Origin of the sequence: Variovorax endophyticus, from assembly GCF_025376855.1 — a bacterium.
Taxonomy (GTDB): Bacteria; Pseudomonadota; Gammaproteobacteria; order Burkholderiales; family Burkholderiaceae_C; genus Variovorax.
Genome location: NZ_JAHUTH010000001.1, coordinates 257481 through 281623, shown reverse-complemented (window position 1 = coordinate 281623; position 24143 = coordinate 257481). Strand labels below are relative to the sequence as shown.

At 70.9% G+C, this 24143-nt stretch carries 27 protein-coding genes; 20 read left to right on the top strand and 7 right to left on the bottom strand.

From position 1 onward, the window contains the following. Window positions 1–151 precede the first annotated feature (151 nt). From KV106_RS01235 to KV106_RS01215, 5 genes are all read left to right on the top strand, one after another. Window positions 152–2497 (top strand): ATP-dependent DNA helicase, encoded by a 2346-nt coding sequence (locus KV106_RS01235; RefSeq protein WP_261205760.1) that lies wholly within the window; start codon window positions 152–154, stop codon window positions 2495–2497. Further along, window positions 2484–3140, top strand: a complete 657-nt coding sequence (locus tag KV106_RS01230) for an alpha-ketoglutarate-dependent dioxygenase AlkB (protein WP_261205759.1) — start codon at window positions 2484–2486, stop codon at window positions 3138–3140. The genes KV106_RS01235 and KV106_RS01230 overlap by 14 nt, the downstream gene beginning before the upstream one ends. A gap of 46 nt (window positions 3141–3186) precedes the next feature. Then, complete coding sequence (locus KV106_RS01225; protein ID WP_261205757.1) at window positions 3187–4539, top strand: MATE family efflux transporter; 1353 nt, start codon at window positions 3187–3189, stop codon at window positions 4537–4539. Window positions 4540–4607: 68 nt separating this feature from the next. After that, window positions 4608–5477, top strand: coding sequence for an AraC family transcriptional regulator (locus tag KV106_RS01220; protein ID WP_057590220.1), 870 nt, complete (start codon window positions 4608–4610; stop codon window positions 5475–5477). A 37-nt stretch (window positions 5478–5514) separates the two neighbouring features. Beyond that, on the top strand, window positions 5515–6129 hold the full coding sequence (locus KV106_RS01215; protein ID WP_261205756.1) for a class I SAM-dependent methyltransferase: 615 nt from the start codon (window positions 5515–5517) through the stop codon (window positions 6127–6129). Window positions 6130–6159: 30 nt separating this feature from the next. Here KV106_RS01215 and KV106_RS01210 read toward each other — a convergent pair whose 3' ends face one another. Beyond that, a complete protein-coding gene (locus tag KV106_RS01210; protein ID WP_261205755.1) occupies window positions 6160–6681 on the bottom strand; it encodes a hypothetical protein in 522 nt (173 codons plus the stop codon). Between the two features lie 86 nt (window positions 6682–6767). On the opposite strand from KV106_RS01210, the gene KV106_RS01205 reads away from it, so the two are divergent. Then, window positions 6768–7361, top strand: coding sequence for a DUF4304 domain-containing protein (locus KV106_RS01205; RefSeq protein ID WP_261205754.1), 594 nt, complete (start codon window positions 6768–6770; stop codon window positions 7359–7361). A 2-nt stretch (window positions 7362–7363) separates the two neighbouring features. Here KV106_RS01205 and KV106_RS01200 read toward each other — a convergent pair whose 3' ends face one another. Further along, entirely contained in the window at window positions 7364–7573 is a 210-nt protein-coding gene (locus KV106_RS01200; protein WP_057590224.1) for a hypothetical protein, read from the bottom strand. A gap of 193 nt (window positions 7574–7766) precedes the next feature. On the opposite strand from KV106_RS01200, the gene KV106_RS01195 reads away from it, so the two are divergent. The 6 genes from KV106_RS01195 to KV106_RS01170 all read left to right on the top strand — a co-directional run bounded on the left by KV106_RS01195 (window position 7767) and on the right by KV106_RS01170 (window position 12205). Then, a complete protein-coding gene (locus KV106_RS01195; protein ID WP_261205753.1) occupies window positions 7767–8780 on the top strand; it encodes an acyl-CoA dehydrogenase family protein in 1014 nt (337 codons plus the stop codon). Beyond that, complete coding sequence (locus KV106_RS01190) at window positions 8768–9550, top strand: PIG-L deacetylase family protein (protein WP_057590226.1); 783 nt, start codon at window positions 8768–8770, stop codon at window positions 9548–9550. Before KV106_RS01195 ends, KV106_RS01190 begins: the two co-directional genes overlap by 13 nt. Next, window positions 9547–10161 (top strand): class I SAM-dependent DNA methyltransferase, encoded by a 615-nt coding sequence (locus KV106_RS01185; RefSeq protein ID WP_261205752.1) that lies wholly within the window; start codon window positions 9547–9549, stop codon window positions 10159–10161. Before KV106_RS01190 ends, KV106_RS01185 begins: the two co-directional genes overlap by 4 nt. Then, entirely contained in the window at window positions 10158–10862 is a 705-nt protein-coding gene (locus KV106_RS01180) for a glycosyltransferase family 2 protein (protein WP_057590228.1), read from the top strand. Before KV106_RS01185 ends, KV106_RS01180 begins: the two co-directional genes overlap by 4 nt. A gap of 135 nt (window positions 10863–10997) precedes the next feature. Beyond that, window positions 10998–11306, top strand: a complete 309-nt coding sequence (locus KV106_RS01175; RefSeq protein WP_057590294.1) for a hypothetical protein — start codon at window positions 10998–11000, stop codon at window positions 11304–11306. Window positions 11307–11341: 35 nt separating this feature from the next. After that, a complete protein-coding gene (locus KV106_RS01170) occupies window positions 11342–12205 on the top strand; it encodes an NmrA family NAD(P)-binding protein (protein ID WP_261205750.1) in 864 nt (287 codons plus the stop codon). Between the two features lie 19 nt (window positions 12206–12224). On the opposite strand, the gene KV106_RS01165 is transcribed toward KV106_RS01170, so the two are convergent. After that, entirely contained in the window at window positions 12225–13277 is a 1053-nt protein-coding gene (locus KV106_RS01165) for an aldo/keto reductase (protein ID WP_261205749.1), read from the bottom strand. Window positions 13278–13470: 193 nt separating this feature from the next. Between KV106_RS01165 and KV106_RS01160 the strand changes: the two genes are divergently transcribed. The 4 genes from KV106_RS01160 (at window position 13471) to KV106_RS01145 (ending at window position 16308) form a co-directional block, all read left to right on the top strand. Then, the gene (locus KV106_RS01160) at window positions 13471–14463 is read left to right on the top strand and encodes an AraC family transcriptional regulator (RefSeq protein ID WP_057590231.1); all 993 of its coding nucleotides are present in this window, start codon (window positions 13471–13473) and stop codon (window positions 14461–14463) included. 117 nt (window positions 14464–14580) lie between these two features. Beyond that, window positions 14581–14760: a DUF3606 domain-containing protein gene (locus tag KV106_RS01155; RefSeq protein ID WP_057590232.1), complete on the top strand. Its 180-nt coding sequence runs from the start codon at window positions 14581–14583 to the stop codon at window positions 14758–14760. A gap of 29 nt (window positions 14761–14789) precedes the next feature. Further along, entirely contained in the window at window positions 14790–15713 is a 924-nt protein-coding gene (locus KV106_RS01150; RefSeq protein WP_057590233.1) for a cation diffusion facilitator family transporter, read from the top strand. Window positions 15714–15912: 199 nt separating this feature from the next. Continuing rightward, window positions 15913–16308, top strand: a complete 396-nt coding sequence (locus KV106_RS01145) for a hypothetical protein (protein ID WP_261205748.1) — start codon at window positions 15913–15915, stop codon at window positions 16306–16308. Between the two features lie 106 nt (window positions 16309–16414). Here the strand turns inward: KV106_RS01145 and KV106_RS01140 are convergent, their stop codons facing one another. Further along, window positions 16415–16543, bottom strand: a complete 129-nt coding sequence (locus KV106_RS01140) for a hypothetical protein (RefSeq protein ID WP_261205747.1) — start codon at window positions 16541–16543, stop codon at window positions 16415–16417. Window positions 16544–16917: 374 nt separating this feature from the next. Between KV106_RS01140 and KV106_RS01135 the strand changes: the two genes are divergently transcribed. Further along, window positions 16918–18153, top strand: a complete 1236-nt coding sequence (locus KV106_RS01135) for an SAM-dependent methyltransferase (RefSeq protein WP_261205746.1) — start codon at window positions 16918–16920, stop codon at window positions 18151–18153. Between the two features lie 10 nt (window positions 18154–18163). Here the strand turns inward: KV106_RS01135 and KV106_RS01130 are convergent, their stop codons facing one another. From KV106_RS01130 to KV106_RS01120, 3 genes are all read right to left on the bottom strand, one after another. Continuing rightward, window positions 18164–18565, bottom strand: coding sequence for a VOC family protein (locus KV106_RS01130; RefSeq protein WP_057590236.1), 402 nt, complete (start codon window positions 18563–18565; stop codon window positions 18164–18166). A 106-nt stretch (window positions 18566–18671) separates the two neighbouring features. Then, entirely contained in the window at window positions 18672–19487 is an 816-nt protein-coding gene (locus tag KV106_RS01125) for a thioesterase family protein (RefSeq protein ID WP_261205745.1), read from the bottom strand. Continuing rightward, window positions 19480–20475 carry a Rieske (2Fe-2S) protein gene (locus KV106_RS01120; RefSeq protein ID WP_261205744.1) on the bottom strand — a complete coding sequence of 332 codons (996 nt, stop codon included), beginning with the start codon at window positions 20473–20475 and terminating at the stop codon, window positions 19480–19482. The genes KV106_RS01125 and KV106_RS01120 overlap by 8 nt, the downstream gene beginning before the upstream one ends. Before the next feature lie 172 nt (window positions 20476–20647). On the opposite strand from KV106_RS01120, the gene KV106_RS01115 reads away from it, so the two are divergent. The 3 genes from KV106_RS01115 (at window position 20648) to mgrA (ending at window position 24074) form a co-directional block, all read left to right on the top strand. After that, window positions 20648–21271, top strand: coding sequence for a TetR/AcrR family transcriptional regulator (locus KV106_RS01115; RefSeq protein ID WP_261205743.1), 624 nt, complete (start codon window positions 20648–20650; stop codon window positions 21269–21271). Beyond that, window positions 21268–22923: an acyl-CoA dehydrogenase family protein gene (locus KV106_RS01110; protein ID WP_261205742.1), complete on the top strand. Its 1656-nt coding sequence runs from the start codon at window positions 21268–21270 to the stop codon at window positions 22921–22923. Before KV106_RS01115 ends, KV106_RS01110 begins: the two co-directional genes overlap by 4 nt. A 110-nt stretch (window positions 22924–23033) precedes the next feature. Then, entirely contained in the window at window positions 23034–24074 is a 1041-nt protein-coding gene (gene mgrA / locus KV106_RS01105) for an L-glyceraldehyde 3-phosphate reductase (RefSeq protein ID WP_057590240.1), read from the top strand. Window positions 24075–24143: the final 69 nt, after the last annotated feature.

Sequence of the window (24143 nt, the reverse complement as noted above, 5' to 3'; positions counted from 1 at the left end):
AAGGGAAGAGGGGGAGAAGGGCAGGCCGCGGGCCTCCCGAAGCTGCGTACTCTAGCCTGCGCGCCGGCAGGGATACTGTAAATTCCACCAGCACACTGGATGAATATCCATATACTGGCGGCCGCTGCGTCCCGTCGCCCCTCTCACTCCGATGTCTCGCGAAGCCTTCCACGCCACCGTCGCGCCCGTCTCCGTCAAGGCGCTGTGCGCTTTCGGCGCGAAGGCCGGCGACCTCGACCTGCGCTTCGTGCCCGCGCCCAGCGCGCAGGAGGGCATGGCGGGCCACGCGCTGGTGCAGGGGCGGCGCGGCGAGAACTACCAGAGCGAGGTCGCGCTGCAGTCCGAATGCGGCGCCCTGCTGGTGCGCGGCCGCGCCGACGGCTACGAGCTGCAGTCGGGCAGCGCCCGCGTCGAGGAGATCAAGACCTTCCGCGGCGACTTCGACGCCATCCGCGGCAACCACCGCGCGCTGCACTGGGCGCAGGCGCGCTGCTACGGCTGGATGCTCTGCGAGGCGAACGGCCATGCGGCGATCACCGTGGCGCTGGTCTACCTCGACCTCGCGAGCGGCGAGGAAACCGTGCTCGAGGAACTGCACACGCGCGAGGAACTGCAGGCCCATTTCGAGGACCTCTGCGGCCGCTACATCGTCTGGGCCGAGCGCGAGGGCCGGCATCACGCGGCGCTCGCGGAGCTGCTGGGCGCGCTGGCCTTTCCGCATGGCGCCTTCCGCACCGGCCAGCGCGAACTGGCCGAGGCGGTCTACCGCGCCGGCTCGAAGGGCCACTGCCTGATGGCGCAGGCACCCACCGGCATCGGCAAGACGCTGGCCACGCTGTTCCCGCTGCTCAAGGCGCGCGCGGCGGGCCGCGTCGACAAGGTGTTCTTCCTCACGGCCAAGACCTCGGGCCGCGCGATCGCGCTCGAGGCGCTGCGGCTGCTCGAGCGCCAGGCCGCCACGGATGGCAAGGCACCGGCGGATCCGCTGCGCGTGCTCGAACTCACCGCGCGCGAAAAGGTCTGCGAGCACCCGGGCCGGGCCTGCCATGGTGACGCCTGCCCGCTGGCCAAGGGCTTCTACGACCGGCTGCCGGCGGCGCGCGCCGAGGCCGCGCGCGCCGCCTGGCTCGACCGCCCGGCGCTGCGCCGCATCGCGCTCGCGCACGAGGTCTGCCCTTATTTTCTCGGGCAGGAAATGGCGCACTGGAGCGACGTGGTGGTCGGCGACTACAACTACTACTTCGATGGCAGCGCCTTCTTGTGGGCCACCATGAAGGAGCGCGAATGGCGCGCCGCGCTGCTGGTGGACGAGGCCCACAACCTGCTCGAGCGCGCGCGCGGCATGTACACCGCGCCGCTCGACGACGGCGCGCTCGAGGAGGCCCACCGCGCCGCGCCCGCCGCCGTGCGCGGCCCGCTCGCGCGGCTGCATCGCGAATGGGGCGCGCTGCAGGAGGCGCAGCAGGCCAACGCGGTCGACTACGAGACCGCCGACGAGATCCCCGAGCGCTTCGCGCGCAGCCTGCAGGCCGCCAACACCGCGATGGCCGAGCACTTCGCGGCCACGCCCGACGCGGCGCAGGGCCCGCTGCAGCGCTTCTTCTTCGACGCGCTGCATTTCGCGCGGCTGGCCGAGAGCTTCGGCGACCACTCGGTGTTCGAGCGCACCCTGGGGCCGAACGGCTCGCGCGGGCTGGCCATCCGCAACCTCGTGCCCGCGCCCTTTCTCGAAGGCCGCTTCGCCGATGCCGCTTCGGCCGTCTGCTTCTCGGGCACGCTCTCGCCGTTCCCGTTCTACCGCGATGCGCTGGGCCTGCCCGAGGACGTGGCCGTGCTCGACGTCGCCTCGCCGTTCAGCGGCCGCCAGCTCCATGTCGAGGTGGCGATGGATGTGTCCACGCGCTGGCGCGACCGCGCGCGCTCGCTGCGCAGCGTGGCCGGCATCATCGGCAGCCAGTACGCGCGCCGGCCCGGCAACTACCTGGCCTTCTTCAGCAGCTTCGACTACCTCGAGCAGGCCCGCGCGGCCTTCGTCGCGCGGCATCCCGAGGTGCCGGTGTGGAGCCAGACCCGCGGCATGCCCGAGGCCGAGCGCCAGGCCTTCGTCGAGCGCTTCGCGGTCGGCGGCCGCGGCATCGGCTTCGCGGTGCTCGGCGGCGCCTTCGGCGAGGGCATCGACCTGCCGGGCACGCGCCTCGTGGGTGCCTTCGTCGCGAGCCTCGGGCTGCCGCAGTACAACGCGCTCAACGAGATCACGCGCGAGCGCATGGACGCGCGCTTCGGCAAGGGCTACGAGTACACCTACCTCTATCCGGGCCTGCAGAAGGTGGTGCAGGCCGCGGGCCGCGTGATCCGCACCGAAGAGGACGAGGGCGTGCTGCACCTGCTCGACGACCGCTTCTCGCGCGCCGAGATCCGCGAACTGCTGCCGCGCTGGTGGGAGGTGCGACTGAACGGACAGGGCGGGCAGCAAGGAGGCGGCGATGCGCGCCGCTAGACGCGTCGAGCACGAGGCGCAGCCCGACCTGTTCGGCGCCGCGCCGGTCGCGGCCATCGACGGGCTGCGCTACGAGGCCGACTTCCTGAGCGCCGCCGAGGAGGCCGAGCTGCTGGCCATCGTCGGCGGCTTCACGCTGCGCGAGATGCGCTACAAGGCCTACACCGCGCGCCGCCGCGGCATCGGCTTCGGCGGCCGCTACGACTTCGATGCCAACCGGCTGCTGCCGGGCGCGCCGCTGCCCGAATCGCTGCACCCGATGCGCAGCCGCGCCGCGGCCTGGGCCGGCATCGACGAGGCCGAACTCACCCATGCGCTGATCGCCGAGTACCAGCCCGGCACGCCGCTGGGCTGGCACCGCGACGTGCCCGACTTCGAGCACATCGTCGGCATCTCGCTGCGCGGCGACGCCGTGATGCAGCTGCGACCCTACCGGCGCGACGGCCACTACGCGGCCAACGATCCCACGGTGCAACTGCTGGTCGAGCCGCGCTCGATCTACCTGCTGCGCGGTGCCGCGCGCTGGGAGTGGCAGCACGCGATCGCGCCGACGCCGGCGCTGCGCTACTCGATCACCTTGCGCACGCGCTCGCGGCGAAGGGTGGGCGCGCCCGGCCCGGCGTGGCGCGACGACGACCGCTGAGGCACGCCGGAGGCCGGGGCAGGGCGCGCGCTACGATCCGCCCCCCATGGAGTCCACTTCCACCCGCCCCCTCTGGCAACGCTTCCTGGTCTTCCTCGGCCCGCTGGTCCTGACCAACGTGCTGCAGGCGCTCGGCGGCACGGCCATCACCATCTACCTGGGCAAGCTGCTCGGCACGCGTTCGCTGGCCGCGGCGGTCAGCTTCTTTCCGCTCTTCATGTGCTGCATGGCCTTCGCGATCGGGCTGGGCACGGGGGCCTCGGTGCTCGTGGGCCAGGCCTGGGGCGCGCGCGACACCGACAAGGTGCGGCGCGTCGCGGGCGCGGTGCTGCTGGGCACCTTGCTGCTGTCGTGCGTCATCGCGGGCATCGGCGCGGCCGGGATCGGCCCGGTGCTGCGGGCGCTGGGCACGCCGGGCGACGTGCTCGCCGATGCCGTGGGCTATGCGCGCGTGCTGTTCGCCGCGATGCCCGTGCTGTTCTTGCACCTGATGCTGGCGGCGCTGCTGCGCGGCCTGGGCGACACGGTGACACCGCTCAAGGCGCTCGCGGTGGCGTCCTCGGTCTGGGTGCTGCTCACGCCGGCCTTCATCCTCGGCTGGCTCGGGCTGCCGCGGCTCGGCACCCAGAGCGCAGCGTGGGCCAGCATGACGGGCAACGCGCTGGCCGTGCTGTGGCTGGCCTGGCACCTGCGCCGCAGCGACAGCCTGCTCGCGCCCGCGAAGCTGCGCGCGCACCTGCGCTGGAACGCGCCCGTGCTCGCGACCGTGGCGCGGCTCGGCGTGCCCACCGGGCTCTTCTTCATCACGAGTTCGCTGGCCGACGCGATGCTGCTGTCGCTGGTGAACCACCATGGCCCCGGCGCGACGGCCGCCTGGGGCACGGTGGGCCAGGTGATGGCCTATGTGCAGTTCCCGGCGATGTCGATCGCCATCGCGGCTTCGGTGTTCGCCGCGCAGGCCATCGGCGCCGGGCGCCTGGACGAGATCGACCACGTGAAGCGCGTGGGCCTGTGGATGAACCTCGCGCTCACGGCCGGGCTCGCCGTGCTGGTCGCGCTGGCGGCGCCGCTTGCGGTGAGCCTGTTCAGCAACGATCCCGCCGTGGTCGAGCTCGCGGCCTCGGTGCTGCGCATCACGGTCTGGGGCAGCGTGGCCTTCGGCATGGCCAGCGTCTTCACGGGCGTGATGCGCGCGGCCGGCACGGTGCGCGTGCCCACGGCGATCTCGCTGGGCTGCCTGGCCGTGCTGCTGTTTCCGCTGGCCTGGGTGCTGCAGCAGGCGCTCGGCCTGCGCGGCGTCTGGGTCGCCTATCCGCTGACCTACCTGGTGGCGCTGGGGCTGCAGGCGCTGTACTTCCACGGTGTGTGGAAGCGCAGGCCGATCCAGCGGCTGATCTAGGGAACGCGAAGGGCCCGACAGCAAGTTCGGTCAGGACGCGCCGCGCCCGCGTGGCCGATGATCGCGGCATGGACCGACCCACCCCCGACCCGATCGCCGAGCTCATCCCCTGGATCGAGGCGCGGCTCGACGACGCGCTCACGCTCGATCGCATCGCGCAGCAGGCGGGACTGTCGCCGTATCACTTCTCGCGGCTCTTCACCGCGCGCATGGGCCGCAGCGTGATGGCCTATGTGCGTGGCCGCCGGCTGGTGCGTGGCGCGCGCCGGCTCTGCGACGAGCCGGAGCTCCAGCTCGTCGAGCTCGCGCTCGATTGCGGTTTCGAGTCGCAGGAAGCATTCACCCGCGCGTTCAAGCGCATCTTCGGCGTCTCGCCCGGGCGCTTTCGCGCCGGCTTCGCCCTCACACCCATCGAAGGCCAATATCCCATGAACCTGCCCGCCAGCACCTCCACCGCCGTGACCCGCTTGCCAGACCTCGTCCGGCTCGAGGCCTTCAGCATCGCCGGCCCGGCCCGGCGTTTCGACCAGGAGAGCCGTTCCGAGATTCCGCAGCTGTGGTCCGCGCTGATCGGCGCCTTGCCGTTCGAGGGCCAGGTGCCGAGCTGGGCCACCTACGGCGCGGTCTGGGGCGTCGACCGGGAGGAGGGCAGCTTCGACTACATGGCGGGCGTGGGCATCGTGCCCGGCAGTGCGCTGCCCGCGGGTTTCAGCGAGAAGCGCATACCGGCCGCGACCTATGCGGTGTTCCGCATCACGCTCGACGGATCGGCGCTGCACCCGCAGGTGAAGAACGCGATGGCGACCATCTGGGGTCAACTGATCCCGGCCTCGGGACTCAAGCTGGCCGACAGCCCGGACTTCGAGCTCTACGACGGCAAGTTCGAACCCACGCGGCCCGGCGCGGTGATCGACTTCCACGTGCCGGTCGAGGGCTGATAGCCTCCGGCTCCCGACCTTCGCCACCGAGCACCGCATGTCCGACCTGTCCTTCAGTCCCGCCGCCGAACGCAACAAGCAACCGATCCTCGAGCGGCTGCTCGGCATCCTCGGCCGGGAGGGCGCCGCGCTCGAGATCGCCTCGGGCACCGGACAGCATGCCGAGTGGTTCGCGACCGCCTTGCCCGGCTGGCGCTGGCAGACCAGCGATGCCGATGCGCGCGCGCTTCCCGCGCTCGCACGCCGCGTCGAACAGTCCGGCCTGCCCGGCCTCGGGAAGCCCGTGCTGCTCGATGTGCTCGACGCCTCCTGGCCTTCGCAGGGCACGGCCTTCGCACAGGATTTCGATGCGATCTACTGCGCGAACATGCTGCACATCTCGCCGTGGCCCACCTGTGCCGCGCTGATGCAGGGGGCGGCGCGGCATCTGCGCCCGGGTGGCGTGCTGCTCACCTACGGGCCGTATTTCGAGGAGGGCGTGGCGCCCGCGCCGAGCAACCTTGCCTTCGACCAGAGCCTGCGCGAGCGCGATCCGGCCTGGGGCATCCGCTCGTTGACGCAGGTCGAAGCGCAGGCGCGCGAAGCGGGGCTGCGCCTGCACGCGCGGCACGCGATGCCCGCGAACAACCTGCTGCTGGTGTTCGGGCGCTGACAAAAGCCAGCGGGATCGCATTCGCGCCGCTCAGGCGCCGAGGCCGGAGCCCGCCGCTTCGCCATCGATCTGCGCCACCAGCCCCCGCAGCCAGGCGCGATGCGCCGCGAAGCTCGTCAGGCCGTCCTCGGCTGCCTCGCGCGACGCGAGGTGGCGCTCGAGGAAGCGGAAGCCCACGCATTCGGCCGCCGCTCGCAATGTCTCGATGGCCAGGTCGCATTCGTAGAGGAAGTCGAAGCGGCTGGCCCAGAAGCCTTGCTCGCTCCGGGCCAGCACCTCGAAGGCGCCGGGGTCCTCGATGCTGAACTCGATGAACGCCAGGCCATCGTGCTGGTGCCAGACGGCCGCGACCCTGCTGTCGCGCTCCCACAGCGGCACCAGCGGCGGACCCTCGGGCACCGCGGCGCCGCCATCGACGTAGAAGGGCGGCCCGAGGCAGCAGCCCCTGAAGGCCTCGTGCAGGCATTCGCCCGCCGCGAGCCGCTGCATCGGCTCGGACACGCCGAGTTCGCGCAAAGCCGCCATCCGCCGATCCCGTGCCACCACCGTCATGCGTTGTCTCCTGCTGCGCGTCCGAGCATAGCGAGCGCGAGAGCGCGGTCAGAATGCAGCTTCCATCCACCCGCCCCACGAAGCCGATGACCACCCGCGCCGCCTTCCTCAAGCTGCTGACCCGCAAGCTCCATCCCGTGCTCATGGCCGAAGGCTTCGAGGGTTCGGGCCAGACCTTGCGGCGCATCGAGGGCCCGGTGATCCACGTTTTCAACGTGCAGGGCGCGAGCGGTGGCAAGCAGTGCTACCTCAACCTCGGCGCGCACCTCGACTTCCTGCCGACCGAGGGCGGCGGCCAGGTCGCGCCGGCGGAGATCGAGGAGTCGCATTGCGTGTTCCGCGATCGCCTCGACCCGCCCGCCGGCGAGGCCCATGGCTGGGCCTATGGTCGCTCGATGGAGGAGGCCGAGGAAACGGTCGAATTCATCGTGAGCGAATGGGCCGAACCCGGGCGCGCGTTCTTCGCGAGGCACGGCGACTATCCGCAAGGCTTCGCGCGGATGCTGCGCGAGACCGACCCCGCGCGGATCCATGCGCGCACGGCGCTGCACCTCGCGCGGATCGCGCTGCACCTGGGCGAGCATTCGATCGCCCGGACGCTGGTCGACACGGGCCTGGCGAAGGCGCCCGAGCGCGCCACCAGCCTGAAGGCGGATCTCGAGCGGGTGCTCGGAAACTGAGCTCAGCGCGTCGCGCCGCGGCGCGACTGGATCTGGTTGCTGCCGCCCACGTGGCCTTCGCGGTCGTTGCGGCTTTCGGTGGTGCGGCGCGGTTCGTTGCGCGAGGTCGGGGCCTGGTGGCCGGCCTTGTTGTGCTGCGGTCCGTGGTTGCCGTCGCGCAGCAGGTCGCGGCTGTCGACATCGTTCGACGGGGTGGTGTGGGTGTTGGGCATGGCTTTCTCCAGTGGCTGTGCGCTCCGTTCTCCGCGTGCACCGGTGGCGCGCCTGTCGGACCAGGCCTCGGCCTGGCGTCGGTGGCGCGGGCCGCCGCTCCTACAGGCCCGGAGCCTTCCTGCCGACGGGAAGGGGCGCGCCCGCCATCTAAGTTCTGGGCCCATCCACCGGAACACGCCCGCACGAAGATCCATGACGGAAGACCTCAGCAGCGACACCCTCGAGCGGCTCCGGCTGCCCGCCGATCCCGCCGCTGCGCTGAGCCGTCTGGTCGAAGCCGGCGCCGACCGCGTGCCCTGGCCGGCCCAGGGCCGCACGCTGATGCGCTGGCGCGCGCTCGCCGAGGTCGCGGCGCACGATCTCTCGCTGGCCAAGCTCTACGAAGGCCATACCGATGCGCTCGCGATCCTCGCGGAGCTGCACGGTCCCGCGCTGCCGTCCGGCTCGCGCTGGGGCACCTGGTGCGCCGAGCCGCCCGATGCACGCGTCGCCATGCGGCCCGAGGAGGGCTGCCCGGGCGCCGTGCGCCTCGACGGACGCAAGGCCTGGTGCTCGGGCGCGGCCGGCCTCACGCATGCCATCGTCAGCGTGCACGACGAGGCGGATCGAGCCTGCCTCGCGGCCGTGTCGCTGCGGCAGCCGGGCGTGCGCGTGTCGGACGAAGGCTGGGAGGCCGTCGGCATGGCGGCGAGCGCGAGCGTGGACGTGCATTTCGAGCACGCGCTCGCGGTGCCGGTCGGCAGGCCCGGCGACTACACGAGCCGCCCGGGCTTCTGGCAGGGCGGTGCCGGCATCGCGGCCTGCTGGTGGGGTGGCGCGCTCGGCATCGCGCGCCAGGTGCTCGCATTCGCGGCGCGGGGCGGCAAGCCCGATGCGCACCGGCTCGCGCACCTCGGCGCCATCGATGCCGCGCTGGCCGGTGCCGCCGCGGTGCTGCGCGAGGCCGCGCACTGGATCGACACCCATCCGGCCGACGACGCGCGACGCGTGGCGCTGAACGCGCGGTTGGTGGCCGAGCAGGCGGCCGAGACGGTGCTGCGCCACGCGGGCCGCGCGCTCGGCGCCGCGCCGCTGTGCCGCGACGCGCGTTTCGCGCGCGCGATGGCCGACCTGCCGGTGTACCTGCGCCAAAGCCATGCCGAGCGCGACCTCGCCGCGCTGGGACAGATCGCAGTCGACGAAAGGAGCGCCACATGGGTGCTGTGATGGACGAAGTGCCCGACGATGCCGCCCAGCGCGCGATCCGCGGCGACGGCACCACCGAGGACGAATGGAACGACTGGCCCGGGCTGGCCCGGCTGCCCGCCATCGACAGCGGGCAACTGGTGCCCGAGGGCGCCCGCGCGGTGGTGGTGGCGCCGCACCCCGACGACGAGGTGCTCGCGGTCGGCGGCCTGCTGGCGCAGCTCGCGGACCAGGGCCGCGAGGTGGCGGTGATCGCCGTGACCGACGGCACCGCGAGCCACCATGGCTCGGCCGTCTGGCCGCCCGAGCGGCTGGCCCGCACCCGCCCGCGCGAGAGCCTGCGCGCGCTCGAGCGGCTGGGCCTGGCGATCGAGCCGGCGCGGCTCGGGCTGCCCGATGGCGGGTTGCGCGCGCTGCGAGCCACGCTGGCGGCGCAACTGGTGTCGCTGCTGCGCCCGCGCGACATGGTCTTCACGACCTGGCGCCGCGACGGCCATCCCGACCACGAGGCGACCGGCCAGGCCTGCGCGCTGGCGGCCGCGAGCGCGGGCGCGCGGCTGGTCGAGGTGCCGGTCTGGGGCTGGCATTGGGCACGGCCCGCGGATGCGCGCATGCCCTGGCGGCACGCCCGGCGGCTGCTGCTCGACCCGGAGGCGCTGCGGCGCAAGCGCGAGGCGGTGCGTGCCTTCACCAGCCAGCTGCGGCGCGACCCCTCGACCGGCGCGCCGCCGGTGCTGCGCGCCACCACGCTGGCGCGCGCGCAGCGGCCCTACGAGGTGGTGTTCCTGTGAGCTCCGCGGCGCAGCACGGCTACTTCGAGTCGCTCTATGCGGCCAGCGAGGATCCCTATGCGGTGCGCACGCGCTGGTACGAGGCGCGCAAGCGCTCGCTGCTGCTCGCGGCCTTGCCGCGGGCGCGCTACCGCCATGCGTTCGAGCCCGGCTGCGGCGTCGGCGAGCTCACGCTCGCCTTGGCCGCGCGTTGCGACCGTCTGCTCGCGAGCGATTTCTCGGCCCGGGCGGTGGCGATCGCGCGGCAGCGCACGGCCGGGCTGCCTCACGTCGACGTGCGGCGGCAGGCCTTGCCCGACGACTGGCCGCTCGCGCCGGAGGGCGGCCGCTTCGACCTGATCGTGCTCAGCGAGATCGGCTACTTCCTCGACCGCCAGGCGATGCAGCGTGTCGCCGCCTGCTGCGAGCGCACGCTGGCCGCCGACGGCACGCTGGTGGCCTGCGACTGGCGCCCCGGTTTCGCGCAGCGCAGCCTGCCGACCGCCGAGGTGCAGGGCATCCTGGCCGCGCTGGGCCTGGCACGGCTGGCGCTGCACGAGGAGGACGATTTCCTGTTGCAGGTCTGGACGCGCGATGCGCGCTCGGTCGCCCAGTGCGAGGGCATCCGGTGATCGGCCTCGTGATCCCGGCCCACGACGAGGGCGAGCGCATCGGCGCCGCGTTGCGCGCGGCGCGCCGGGCCGCGGCGCATCCGGCGCTGGCGGGCGAGGAGGTCCGCCTCGTGGTGGTGCTCGACAGCTGCGTCGACGGCACCGCGGACGTGGTGGCGCGCCATGGCGCGCGGCAACTCGCGCTGGATGCGCGCAACGTGGGCATCGCGCGCGCGGCCGGCGCGGCCCATTGCCTCGAGGCCGGCGCGCGCTGGCTGGCCTTCACCGATGCCGACACCCGCGTCGCGCCCGGCTGGCTCGCGATGCAACTCGCCGAGGCGCGGGCGGGTGCCGACGCGGTCTGCGGCACGGTGGGCGTGCACGACTGGAAGGTGCACGGAGGCGGCGCCGCGCGGCTGCGCGAACGCTTCGCGCGCGACTACATGGCGCGCGACGGGCATCGCCACGTGCATGGCGCGAACCTCGGCGTTTCGGCCGCGGCCTACCTGCGCGTGGGCGGCTTCGCGCCACTGGCCTGCGGCGAGGACGTGGCGCTGGTCGCGGCGCTCGAGGCCGCGGGCGCGCGCATCGCATGGAGCGCGCGCCCGCGCGTCACGACCAGCGCGCGCACCGATGCCCGCGCGCGCGGTGGCTTCGGCGACACGCTGCTGGCGATGGCGGCCGCGCTGGCCGTGCCGGTGGCGGCCATCGAAGCGGGTTGAGCAGGCTGGAGCGCCGCGAGGCCGCGCCACCGACGACGGACAGCGCTGACGCCGGGCGCTAGGCTTTTCTTACCCTGGGTGCGATCGCCGCGCGCAGCATGGTTTGCATCTTTCATGCACACAGGAGCGATGACCATGCCAAGAGGCGACAAGTCGTCCTACACGGACAAGCAGAAACGCAAGGCCGAGCACATCGAGGAAGGCTACGAGAAGCGCGGCGTGGGCCGGGGCGAGGCCGAGCGCCGTGCCTGGGCCACGGTGAACGCCGAGACCGGCGGCGGCAAGAAGAGCGGCTCGGGCCGCGGCCGGCCGGAGAACCACGCGCCTTCGCGCAAGGGCGGCCACAAGGGCGGTGCCGCGGCGGCGGCCCGGCCCGCGGCCGCGCGGTCGGCCTCGGCGCGCAAGGCCGCGGCCACGCGCAAGCGCAACGAGCAGCGCGGCTGAGTCCGGCCGCCGTCACGGAGATCATGGAGACGACCATGCACATCATCCTCGGAGCCACCGGCCATGTGGGCTCGGCCCTGGCCGAAGCGCTGCTGGCCAAGGGCCAGCCCGTCACCGTCGTCACGCGCCATGCCTCGAAGACCGAGGCGCTGCGCAAGACGGGCGCCAAGGTCGCGGTGGTCGACGTGTTCGACGTCCCGGCCTTCCAGCGCGTGCTGGCCGGCGGCAAGCGCCTGTTCCTGCTGAACCCGCCCGCGGCGCCCTCGACCGACACCGCGGCCGAGGAACGGCGCAGCCTGCGCAGCATCCTGCGCGCGGTGCAGGGCGCCAACCTCGAGAAGATCGTGGCCGAGTCGGCCTACGGCGCGCAGCCGGGCGAGCGCATCGGCGACCTCGGCGTGCTCCACGAGATGGAGCAGGCGCTCGCGGCCCAGCCCATTCCCACCGCCGTGATCCGCGCGGCCTACTACATGAGCAACTGGGACCTGTCGCTGCGCACGGCGCAGGAGCAGGGCGTGGTCCACACCATGTATCCGGTCGATTTCGCGCTGCCGATGGTGGCGCCGCGCGACCTGGGGCAGTTCGCGGCACGGCTGATGGAAGGGCCGGCGAAGGATTCGGGCCCGCACCACGTGGAAGGGCCCGAGCCCTATACCAGCGCGGACGTGGCCGAGGCCTTCGCGCTGGCCCTCGACAAGCCGGTGCGCGCGGTCCAGACCCCGCGCAGCCAGTGGGAGCACGCGTTCAGGGCGATGGGCTTCTCGGACGCGGGCGCTGCCTCGTACGCGGCGATGACGCGCATCACGCTCGAGCGGAAGTACGAGGTCGAGAATCCCGAGCGCGGGCGCGTCCCGCTGCGCGAATACATCGGCGCGCTGGTGCGCAGCCGCTCCGGCTGAGCGGCGCGCACCGCGCGTCTCAACCGCGCGCCAGCGAGTCCGCCACGCGCTGGCGCCGCACGCCGCCCTGGCGTTCGAGCATCCAGCCCGGGTACTCGGCCGGCAGCGCGCTGACCTTGTCGAGCCGCGCGAGTTCGTCGGCATTCAGCTTGATGGCGGTGGCGGCGAGGTTGTCGTCGAGCTGGTCGACGCGCTTGGCGCCGATGATCACGCTGGTCACCACCGGCTGGTGCAGCAGCCAGGACAGCGCGATCTGCGCCACCGAGACCTTGCGCGCCTCGGCCAGTTCGCGCATGACGTCGATGCAGTCGAAGGCGCGTTCCTTGTTCAGCGGCGGGAAGTCGAAGGCCACGCGTCGGCTGCCTTGCTCGGCGTCGCCGTCGCGGCTGTACTTGCCGCTGAGGAAGCCGCCGGCCAGCGGGCTCCAGACCATCAGGCCGACCTCCTCGCCGCGCATCATCGGCACCAGTTCGCGCTCGAGGTCGCGGCCCGCGATCGTGTAGTAGGCCTGCAGCGATTCGAAGCGCGCGAGGCCCTTGCGTTCGGCGATGCCGAGCGCCTTGACGATCTGCCAGGCGGCCCAGTTCGACACGCCCACGTAGCGCACGTGGCCCTGGCGCACCAGGGTGTCGAGCGCTTCCACGGTTTCCTCGATGCGCGTGGCGGGGTCGAAGCCGTGGATCTGGTAGAGGTCGATGTGGTCGAGCTGCAGCCGCCGCAGGCTGGCCTTCACGCCGTCCATGATGTGGTAGCGCGAGGCGCCGGCCGAGTTCACGCCCTTGCTGCCGGTTTCGCCGAGCACCTTGGTCGCCACCACCACCTTGTCGCGCGGCACCTTGAGGTTCTTGAGCGCCTGGCCGGTGATGACTTCCGACTGGCCTTCGGAATAGACGTCGGCGGTGTCGATGAAATTGATGCCGGCGTCGAGCGCGCGGCCGACGAGCGCCTCGGCCTCGGATTGCTGGAGATCGCCGATCTGGCCCCAGATGCCCGAAGACCCGCCGAAGGTCATGGTGCCGAGGCAGAGTTCGGAGACGAAGAGGCCGGTGCGGCCGAATTTGCGGTATTGCATCGAAAGAATTCCTTTGCGTTAAAGGCCCGGTGGGCCCCGGAAAAGTATCCGGCCGCGCGCCGCCCCGGGGCCAGCGCGTTCCTGCAAAGGTCTTGCCTAATTCTCCAGACCGGTGCTCGCGGGCGTGCGGTCGCGCCAGGGGAGGTTTAAGCTGCGAGCCGCTTGTTTCTCCACCGTGACAACGACTCGCCACATGTCCGACGAAACCCCCGACATCCTTTCCGCCATCGGCACGCCGCTGCCGCTCGAACCCGAACTCGACGAAGCCCGCAAGGAGCTGGTGCGCCTGATCAACCTGGTGACCGGCGGCCGCGACGGCTCGATCGACACCGCGGTGCCCGGGCTGTTCGTCTACTGCGTCAGCAAGCCCGACGGCCCCAAGCACGCGATGCAGACGCCGGCGCTGGGCCTGATCGCGCAGGGCTCCAAGCGGATCATGGTGGGCGACGACATCTACGTCTACGACCCGATGCACTACCTGGTCACCTCGGTCGACCTGCCGGTGTGCGGGCAGGTGCGCGTGACCAGCGAGCAGGAGCCCTACCTGGGCCTGCGGCTGGAGCTCGCGGTCGACGAGATCGGCGAGCTGATCCGCAGCGAGCAGCTGCCGGCCAAGGCCAATGCGCCGGCCTCGCGCGGCATGTACGTCAACCGCATCGCGATGCCGGTGCTCGAGCCGGTGCTGCGCCTGTTGCGCCTGCTCGAAACGCCCGAGGACGTGCCGATCATGGCGCCGCTGATCAAGCGCGAGATCATGTACCGGCTGCTGGTGAACGGCGAGGGCGCGCGGCTGCGGCAGATCGCGCTGCAGGACAGCCACACCCAGCGCGTGGCCAAGGCGATCAGCGCGCTGCGCGTGAACTTCGCGCAGTCGCTGAAGGTGGAGGACATGGCGCGCGCGGTGCACATGAGCGTGTCCTCGTTCCATCACCACTTCAAGGCCGTGACCGCGATGAGCCCGCTGCAGTACCAGAAGCAGTTGCGCCTGCAGGAGGCGCGGCGGTTGATGCTGCTGACCGGCGCCGACGTGGCGACGGCCGCGCACAACGTGGGCTACGAGAGCCCCTCGCAGTTCGCGCGCGAGTACGGCCGCATGTTCGGCGCGCCGCCGCTGCGCGACAAGCGCCGCTGGCTCGGCGAGGCGGGCAACGACGCGCTGGGCGCGGCCTCGCGCGAGGCGGCCTGAGCATCCTGCGTGCGCGGCGCGCATGGATGCCGTCCTGCACGCAGTGTCGTCCGCGTCCGGCCTCGTGGCGCCGGGCGCTCGCGACACTGCGTGGCTTCAACGCAGGAGAAACGTCCGATGTCCGAAGAGCTTCAGATCCGCATCCCCCGAGACGATGACCGGATCGACGTGACCGACCTCAAGGAAGTCGACTACTGGACCGAATGGTTCGGCGTGTCGGAAGAACGGCTTCGCACCGCCGTCGCCTCGGCCGGTACCTACAAGGACGACCTGCGCATCTACCTCGGCCTGCCTTGAGGCCCGGCTAGCGAACGGCCACGCTCTCCATGGCCGAATCCCGCATCGCCATCTACGGCGCCATCGGCGCCAACATCGCCATCGCGATCACCAAGTTCGCCGTGGCCGGCATCACCGGCAGCTCGGCGATGCTGTCCGAGGGCATCCATTCGTCGGTCGACACCTTCAATGGCGTGCTGCTGCTGGTCGGCCTGCGCCTGAGCAAGCGCCCGCCGAGCGTGGAGCATCCGTTCGGCCACGGCAAGGAGCTCTATTTCTGGAGCCTGATCGTCGCGGTGCTGATCTTCGGGCTCGGCGGCGGCGTGTCCTTCTATGAAGGCATCGAGCACATCCGGCATCCCGAGCCGCTGGGCGATCCGACCTGGAACTACGTGGTGCTCGCGGCCGCGGCGGTGTTCGAGGGCACGAGCTTCCTGATCGCGCTGCGGCAGTTCCGCGCCCAGGCCGGCGGCACGCCGTTCTGGCAGGCGCTCGACCGCAGCAAGGACCCGACCACCTACACCGTGCTGGCCGAGGACTCGGCCGCGCTGGCCGGCCTCGCGGTGGCGGCGCTGGGCATCTACCTGGGCCACCGCTTCGACATGCCGGTGTTCGACGGCGCGGCCTCGATGGTGATCGGCCTGCTGCTCGCGGGCGTGGCGCTGCTGCTGATCGCCCAGTCGCGCGGCCTGCTGATCGGTGAGGGCGTGCGGCCCGAGACGGCGCGCGCGATCCGCGAGCTGGCGATGGCGCAGCCCAGCGTGGAGGAGGTGGGCCGGGTGCTGTCGATGTACATCGGGCCCGACCAGGTGCTCGCGATCGTCGACGTGAATTTCAAGGACGACACCGACACCGGCGAAGCCGCCGAGGCCATCGCCGCCATCGAACGGCAGGTGCGGGCGCGCTTTCCGATGATCAAGCGGCTGTTCATCGAGGCCAGCGAAGCGCCCGCGGACCTGGCGCCGCGCTCCTGACCGGCGCTACGCGCGGCACGACGCACGCCGGTGCGACAGCGTGGTGACAAGCCACTACAGATTTCCGTATCGCCGCGCAACCCCTCGTCATGACGGAAACAATTACTTGCATTTGCTTGTAATCAATGGTTTCATTCTGTTCAGAAATCAGGGAGCAATCTGAGCAGAGAGAAAGGAGCCTCACGTGAGTCATCACGCCTTGACGCTTCGCAACCTGGCACGCCCGGCAATGCTTGCCCTGTGCCTCCTGCCGCCGGCGACCCAGGCCGCCGACGGAACCATCCACTTCACCGGCGCGATCGTCGGAGCACCCTACGAGACGCGTGTCGCCGCGAGGCCCACCGCGTTCGTTTACCGCGTGACGGGCGACGCCACGGAGATCCATTTCCTGCGCCAGCGGATCGATGCGCCCAGCGCCAGCGTGCGCGTCGATGCCCTCGGCGCGCAGCCGCTGGCCATCGCGTTCGTCGATGCGCAAGGTCGGACCACGCCGCTGGCGCAACGGCGCGAGTGGTCGATCGGGCAGGAAGGCGGGGTGTTGTCGGTGGCGGCGCAGGCGGCCGCCATCGCGCTCGTGACCGTGCGCTACGACTGAGTTTTCGGCCGGCACGCCCGGCGTCGAACGAGACCCGGCACGGGGCCGGAAGGGCAGGTGCGTGCCCGCCGGGCCCGCCCATTCAGGCGATGGTCAGGACGGGCGATTAACGTCGCTCGGTGGCCTCGCGGCTCGCGCGGGCGGCCACCGCGGCGTTCACCGCGTTCTCGGTGGCCATGCGCCTGCCGCCGCAGAGGGTGCACTGGTAGTGGCGCAGCCATGGAAGCCAGCGCATCCAGGAGCGACGTGGAATGCGTTCGAGATGGGCAAGCCCGCAGGAACACTTGGAAGACGAAATAGCCATCGGCGTTGGACTTCAAGATTGTTTTGCACCGAGCTTTTTCCCTTGCCGAGGCTCTGAGGCCTGTGTGCAGCTTCGTTACGATTCCCTCAATTATTCTTTGGTAATAGTGCATTTGTATTACAGATTGTCAGAATTCTGCATACTGTAGTTTTCGCGCACATTTACATCGGACCACGGCTTTCCGTCAGATTGGAGCGCTAAGCCGTGACGGCTCCGGGTCGAAGTCCGGCATGTCCCTGCACATCGCACGGAATCTGGCTATCGTGCTTTCCCGAATCGCAAGCAACACCAACACGGAGAAATGCATGCTTTGGGAAAAGAAGGTCGAACAGTGGAGCGCGGCCGTCCGCGCTCGCGCCAATCTGCCCGCGCGGCTGACCTTGTGGGACGGCAAGTCGTACGACTTCGGCGACTTCAGCGGCCCCGCCGTCACCCTGCACGTGAAATCGCCCTCGGCGCTGTCGCTGATGCTCGAGCCCACGCTGGCCAACCTCGGCGAGGCCTACGTGCAGAGCAAGATCGACATCGAGGGCAAGCTCACGGACATCATCGACATCGCCTACGGGCTCGCGAAGAGTTCGCTCGACAACGGCACCGGCGCCGGTGCCAGCGCGCTCAAGAGCATGGCGCGCTACTTCACGCACACCAAGGCGTCGGACAGGAAGTCGATCCAGTACCACTACGACGTCTCGAACGCCTTCTACCAGCTCTGGCTCGACCCGAACATGGTCTATTCGTGCGCCTACTTCGAGAACGGCGACGAGGACCTCGAGACCGCGCAGCTCAAGAAGATCGACCACATCCTCACCAAGATCCAGCTGCAGCCGGGCCAGACGCTGCTCGACATCGGCTGCGGCTGGGGTGCGCTCGTGATCCGCGCGGCACGGAAGTTCGGCGCGCGCTGCGTGGGCGTGACCTTGTCGCAGAACCAGTTCGACCTGGCGACCGAGCGCGTGAAGGCCGCGGGGCTGGCCGACCGCATCGAGATCCGGCTGCAGGACTACCGCGATGTGAGCGGGCAGTTCGACCGCATCACCAGCGTCGGCATGTTCGAGCACGTGGGCCGCAAGAACCTGCCCGAGTATTTCCGGCACGTGCGCGCGCTGCTGGCCGATGACGGCGTGGTGATGAACCACGGCATCACTTCGTCGGACCCCGAAGGCGGCGGCGTCTCCTACGGGGGTGGCGATTTCATCGACCGCTACGTGTTCCCGAACGGCGAACTGCCGCACATCGGCCTGACCCTGCAATCGATGCAGCAGGGCGGCCTCGAGGCCTTCGACGTGGAGAACCTGCGGCGCCACTACGCGCGCACGCTGCGCCTGTGGAGCGATGCCTACGAGGCACACACCGAGCAGGTGCGCGCGATGGTCGACGAGGAGAAGTTCCGCATCTGGCGCGTGTACCTCGCGGGCTGCGCCTATGCCTTCGAGAACGACGACGTGGCGATCTACCAGATCGTGGGCCGCAAGGCCGGCCGCGCCGCGAAGACACTGCCCTGGTCGCGGCGCTACATGTACGCCGGCGCGGTCGCGGTCTGAGCCGGTCGCATCAGCCCGCGCCGCGGCAGCCGGCCTCGACGTTGTTGCCGTCGGGGTCGAGCACGTAGGCGCCGTAGTAGTGCATTTCGGCCGGCCCGCGCGGGCCGGGAAAACCGTTGTCGATGCCGCCGGCCTGCAATGCCGCGCGATGGAATTCGTCGACCTGCCGCGTGCTCGCGGCGGAGAAGGCGAGATGGATCGGGCTTGCCGACACCTGATGCGCACTGTTCCAGAACGCGGGCTGGTCGGTGCCGATCCAGACGAAGGGCACCGTCTCCTCCATGCTGCGCACGAGCAGGAAGGAATGCGGGCTGTTGTCGATGGTCTGCAGGCCGAGCGCAGGAGCGACGGCGTCGTAGAAGCGCCGTGCGGCGCGCAGGTCGCGCACCCTGAAGCCGATGTGGTCGAACATGGGCGGTCCTTTTCCGATGAAGCATGCATCGTCGTCGGCATGGCCGCGAGCGGAAACGGGCACGCCGCGCATCGCGTGGCCGGACAGCGCCTACGCGGGCGCTTCGTCAGCGCGCGAAGACCAGCAGCGTCTGCGTTGCGAAACCGAAGCGCCCACGCTCGTCGTGCAGCTGGCTGAAGGCGCAGCCACTGCCGTCGGGCGCGATGGTGGTCACGGCGTCGAGGCCGACCCATTCGCCCACGGGTTGCCGTGCAAGCTGCAGCGAGAGGTCGGCGTTGGCGAAGTTGAAGCGCTCCGCCGGCAACACCCAGCTCAGGCCATTGCCGAAGTCGGCCGCGGCGGCCGCGCGCATCGCGGGCGAATTGGCCGCGCCCGCGACCAGCGGCACGCGCAGCCGGAACCAGGCGGCCGCCGGTCCCGGTGCCGCGGCATCGCCGGCCGCCACGCGGCTTTCGGTCGCCGTGTAATAGAACGAGCGCACGTCGGGCAGGCCCGGGATGCGCAGGGGTGCCGTGCAGGCCGACGGTGCCGGCATCGACAGGGCAGGGGCCAGCGGCCTTTGCAACATCTCCTCGGGCGGCGCCACGGCCTGTGTGCGCACCAGCAATGCATGCGCCTTGGCCACTGGCTTGCCTTGGGCCATCAGCGCTATCTCGACGCGCGCGGTGGTGCGGCCCGCTTCGACGTCGACGCTCGACGACAGGCTGTCGACCGGCACCGGCCGGATCAGCTCGACCGTGAGCCGCGCGAGCTGCCAGCCTTCGCCCTCCACCGCCGACTCGGCGATGTGCGCGAGCAGGCCGCAGGGCGCGCCGCCATGCTGCGCGCGCGGATCCCAGGGCCCGCGCGAGAGTTCGCTGGCGCGCCAGCTGTTCGCGTCCTCGCGCACGAAGACGGCATCGGAGGCGGCGAGCTCATGCATGGGCGGCGATCTCGATGCGGCGCAGGGGCGCGGGGGCAGGCACTTCGTCCTCGGTCTCGAACTGCTCGGCCCAATGGCGGAAGCGCATGATGGGCCCGTCGCCCTCGGCCAGGCTGGGACGCTTCCAGCGCATCTTGTGCTCCCAGATCGGCACGTCCTGGCTCACCTGGTGGATCGCCTCGTCGATCAGCGCGAGGCTCATGTCGGGCGAGGCGATGCCCTGCAGCCGTGCCATCAGGCTGAAGCTCACGGCGACGCGGCCGGTCTCGATCGGTACCACCGAATCGACGAACAGGATTTCGGCCAGGTCGGCGATGCGAAAGCGCACCGTCGCGAAGTAGGGGCCGTACAGCGAGGTCTGCAGGAAGCCCGGCAGCCGGCCGCGCGGAGTGTTGAAGTCGTGCAGGATGTTCACGTGCAGCGCCGGCCCCGCGGGCTCGAAGCGGTCGAGCCGCGCCAGCGTGGCCACGCCGTGCAGGTGGTGGAAGTGCGTGGTGTCGACGATGTTCTCCTGCACCTCCTGCCAGATCGTCGCGACCTCCCAGCGCTGGCGCCGGTAGCGCGACCACTGCGCATCGCCATGCTCGGGCATCGCCGGCACCTCGAAGCTGGGCGCGATGCCGCGCGGATGCCACCACACCATCACCAGCCCGTTGCGCTCGACCAGCGGCCAGGACTTCAGGTGCCGCATCTCGAGGCGCGGATTCGGACTGTAGGGAATGTCGGTGCAGGCGCCATCGCCCGCGAACTGCCAGCCGTGGAATGGACAGCGCAGCGAGGTGCCGCAGACGCGGCCGCCGTGGCCCAGGTGGGTGCCGAGGTGCGGACAGTGCGCATCCATCGCATGGGCCTGGCCCTGCATGTCGCGCCACAGCACGAACTCGCGGCCCATGGCCGTGAGGGGCTGCACGTCGCCCTTGCGAAGGTCCTCGCTGTAGGCAGCCTGGAACCAGCCATGACCGAAAGAGGAGTCGTCGAACCTGCGCATGGAGAAGCTTCCTTGGTGGTTGAACTGGACGCCGTGGCCGCCGGCGGCGCGATCGTTGCGATGCGGCCGAGGCGTCGAAGTATAGGGAGCCGGAGTGCAATTGCAATAAGAAATGAACTGTGATTCAATTCTTCGCGTGACCTACCGACGCACATCCAAAGTCGAGGAGCGCATGACGCTCACGCGCGAGCGCATCGTGCTGGCCGCGCTCGAACTCGTGGCCACCCATGGCTACGGCGGCACCACCATGCCGATGGTCGCGGCCACGGCCGAGGTCTCGACCGGCTTGCTCTACCAGTACTTCCCGTCGAAGACCGACCTGTTCGACGAGGTGTTCCGCCAGGCCTCGCAGCGCGAGATCGACGCCTGCGCCGCCGCGGCCGCCTCCGAAAGCGGTGCCGGCGAGCGATTGGCCGCGATCATCCGCACCTTCGCGCACCGCGCGCTCAAGCGGCCCAAGCTCGCGTGGGCCCTGCTGGCCGAACCGGTGGCGCCGCAGATCGACGAGGACCGGCTGCGCTTTCGCGAACCCTATCGCGCGATCTTCGTGACCGTGATCGAGGACGGCATCGACAGCCGCGAGTTCCGCGCGCAGAACGCGCACACCAGCGCCGCGGCGATCGTCGGCGCACTGGCCGAAGCCATGATCGGCCCGCTCGCGCTCGGCGTGCTGTCCAAGCGCGCGGCGCAGCGCGTGGTGGAAGACATCGTCGCGCTGTGCCTGGCCGCGGTGCTCGACCACACCGCGCGCACAAAGAAGGCACCCGTCCCGCCTTCGGCCAAGGAGACACCATGACCGACTTCATCCAGCCCCATCCCGAGCCGTCGAACCGCTTCGCGAGCGACCGCGCCCTGCACCACACGCTCGAACGCCTGCTGCCCGCCGAGGTCTTCGCCGACGCGACCCCGCTGTTCCAGCGCATGGGCGAGCGCGCGATGCAGGAGATTCCCGCATTGGCCGCGACGGCGGAGCACAACGTGCCGCGCCACGAGCCCTTCGATGCCTGGGGCCGGCGCGTCGATCGCATCGAGGTCGATCCGGCCTGGCATCGCCTGGTCGACATCGGCCTCGAGGAGGGCCTGGTCGCGCTGCCCTACGAGAACCCCTACGGCGAGTTCACGCGCGTGGTACAGGCCGGCCTCGTGAACCTGTACGACGGCGCGGGCGCGGTGGCCTCGTGTCCGCTGGTGATGACCGATGGCGCCGCGCGCCTGCTCACGCTGCACGACGAAGCGCTGGCCGCGCGCTACCGGCCGAAGCTCACCGCGCGGCAGGGCGGCTGGACCTCGGGCCAGTGGATGACCGAGAAGGAGGGCGGCTCCGATGTCGGCCAGACCTCGACCGTCGCGCGTCCGCGCGGCGACGGCACCTGGTCGCTGCACGGCACCAAGTGGTTCACCTCGGCCACCACCTCGCAGATGGCGCTCGCGCTCGCGCGGCCCGAGGACGCGGTACCGGGCAGCCGTGGCCTGTCGCTGTTCCTGGTCGAGCTGCGCCGCCCCGACGGCAGCTGGAACCACATCGCCGTGCGGCGCCTGAAGGACAAGCTCGGCACGCGCGCCCTGCCGACCGCGGAGCTCGAGCTCGAAGGCACGGTCGCGGTGCCGGTCGGCGGCATCGATCGCGGCGTCGCGAAGATCGGCGACCTGCTCAACGTCGCGCGACTGTGGGCCTCGTGGGGCGGCCCGGCGGGCGTGGGCCATCTGCTGATGCTGGCGCGCGACTACGCGAGCCGGCGCCGCGTGTTCGGCCAGATGCTCGCCGAGAAGCCGCTGCATGCGCAGTGGATCGCGCGCATCACGGCCGAGTACGAGGCGATGCTGGCGCTCAACTTCGAGACCGCGCTCGCGCTCAATCGCCACGAGCGCGGCACCGGTGCGCCCGGGCTCGCGCGACTGCTGGCGCCGCTGACCAAGCTGGCCTGCGCGCGCCAGAGCATCTGGGCCGCGAGCGAGCTGGTCGAGAGCTTCGGCGGCGCGGGCTATGTGGAGGACACGGGCATCCCGCGCGTGCTGCGCAACCTGCACGTGCATTGCATCTGGGAGGGCACGACCTCGGTGCTCGCGCACGACGTGCTGCGTGCGCTGCGCGCGCCCGAGGCGGGCGAGGCCTTTCTCGCCGACATCGACCAACGGCTCTCGGCGCTCGCGGGCCAGGGCACGCGCGCGCCCGATGCGATCGTGCATGCGCGACGCACGCTCGCGGAGCTGATGCCGCGCGCGCAGGAGAGCGATGGCCGGCGCCTGGCCTGGGGCATGGCGCGCACCTATCAATCGGTGCTGCTGCTCGAGGCGGCCGCATGGCGCCAGGCGCGCAAGGCCGACGGCTCGGGATGGACCGCATTGCGGCTGTTCCTGCAGGACGCGCTGGTGCCGCCGGTGCTGCCCGCCTCGGACGAGGAACTCGCGGCGCTGGCCTTCGGGCGCGACACGGCCGTGGCGTCGTAACGCAGCGGATCGGCGGCCTGCGCGTCGACGCGATTGCCGCTATCCTCGAACGCGAAGTACCGGCGCCGACATGGCGCCTTTCTCTTTCTCTTCGCGTTCTTCCATCGCCCATGACCTACCTCGCCGCCTCCACGCGCTACGAATCCATGCCCTACCGCAAGGTGGGCCGCAGCGGCCTCGTGCTGCCCGCCATCTCGCTGGGCCTGTGGCACAACTTCGGCGACACCACGCCGATCGCCACCCAGCGCCAGCTGCTGCGCACCGCCTTCGACCTCGGCATCAACCACTTCGACCTGGCCAACAACTACGGCCCGCCCTACGGCAGCGCCGAGACCAATTTCGGTCGCCTGCTGCGCGAGGACTTCAAGCCCTACCGCGACGAACTGATCATCTCGAGCAAGGCCGGCTGGGACATGTGGCCCGGCCCCTATGGGCAGGGTGGCGGCTCGCGCAAATACGTGCTGGCCAGCCTCGACCAGAGCCTGCAGCGCATGGGACTCGACTACGTCGACATCTTCTATTCGCACCGCTTCGACCCGCACACGCCGCTGGAGGAGACCGCCTCGGCGCTGGCCCAGGCCGTGCAGCAGGGCAAGGCGCTGTACATCGGCATCTCCTCGTACTCGGCCGGCAAGACGCGCGAGATGGCCGCGCTGCTGCGCGAATGGAAGGTGCCGCTGCTGATCCACCAGCCGGCCTACAACCTGTTCAACCGCTGGATCGAGAAGGACCTGCTCGGCGCCACCGAGGAACTCGGTGCCGGCGTGATCGCGTTCACGCCGCTGGCGCAGGGCCTGCTGACCGACAAGTACCTGCAGGGCGTGCCGGCCGATGCGCGCATCAACCGCCCGGGCGGCGGCTCGCTGAAGCCCGAGCATCTGTCGGATGCCAACATCGAGCGTGCGCGCGCGCTGAACGCGATCGCGCAACGCCGCGGCCAGTCGCTGGCCCAGCTCGCGCTGAGCTGGACCCTGCGCGATCCGCGCGTGAGTTCGGCGCTGATCGGCGCGAGCCGGCCCGAGCAGATCGTCGACAACGTGGCCGCGCTCCGGGGCGCGCCGCTGAGCGCCGAAGAGCTGGCCGAGATCGATCGGCACGCGGTCGAGGGCGGTGTGAACCTCTGGGAAAAACCGTCGACCGACTTCGCCTGAGCGCAGGGCCGGTGATCACGGAGCGCATCAGGTAACTCGCAATCCGTCTTTGAGCTGCCGCACGGGCTG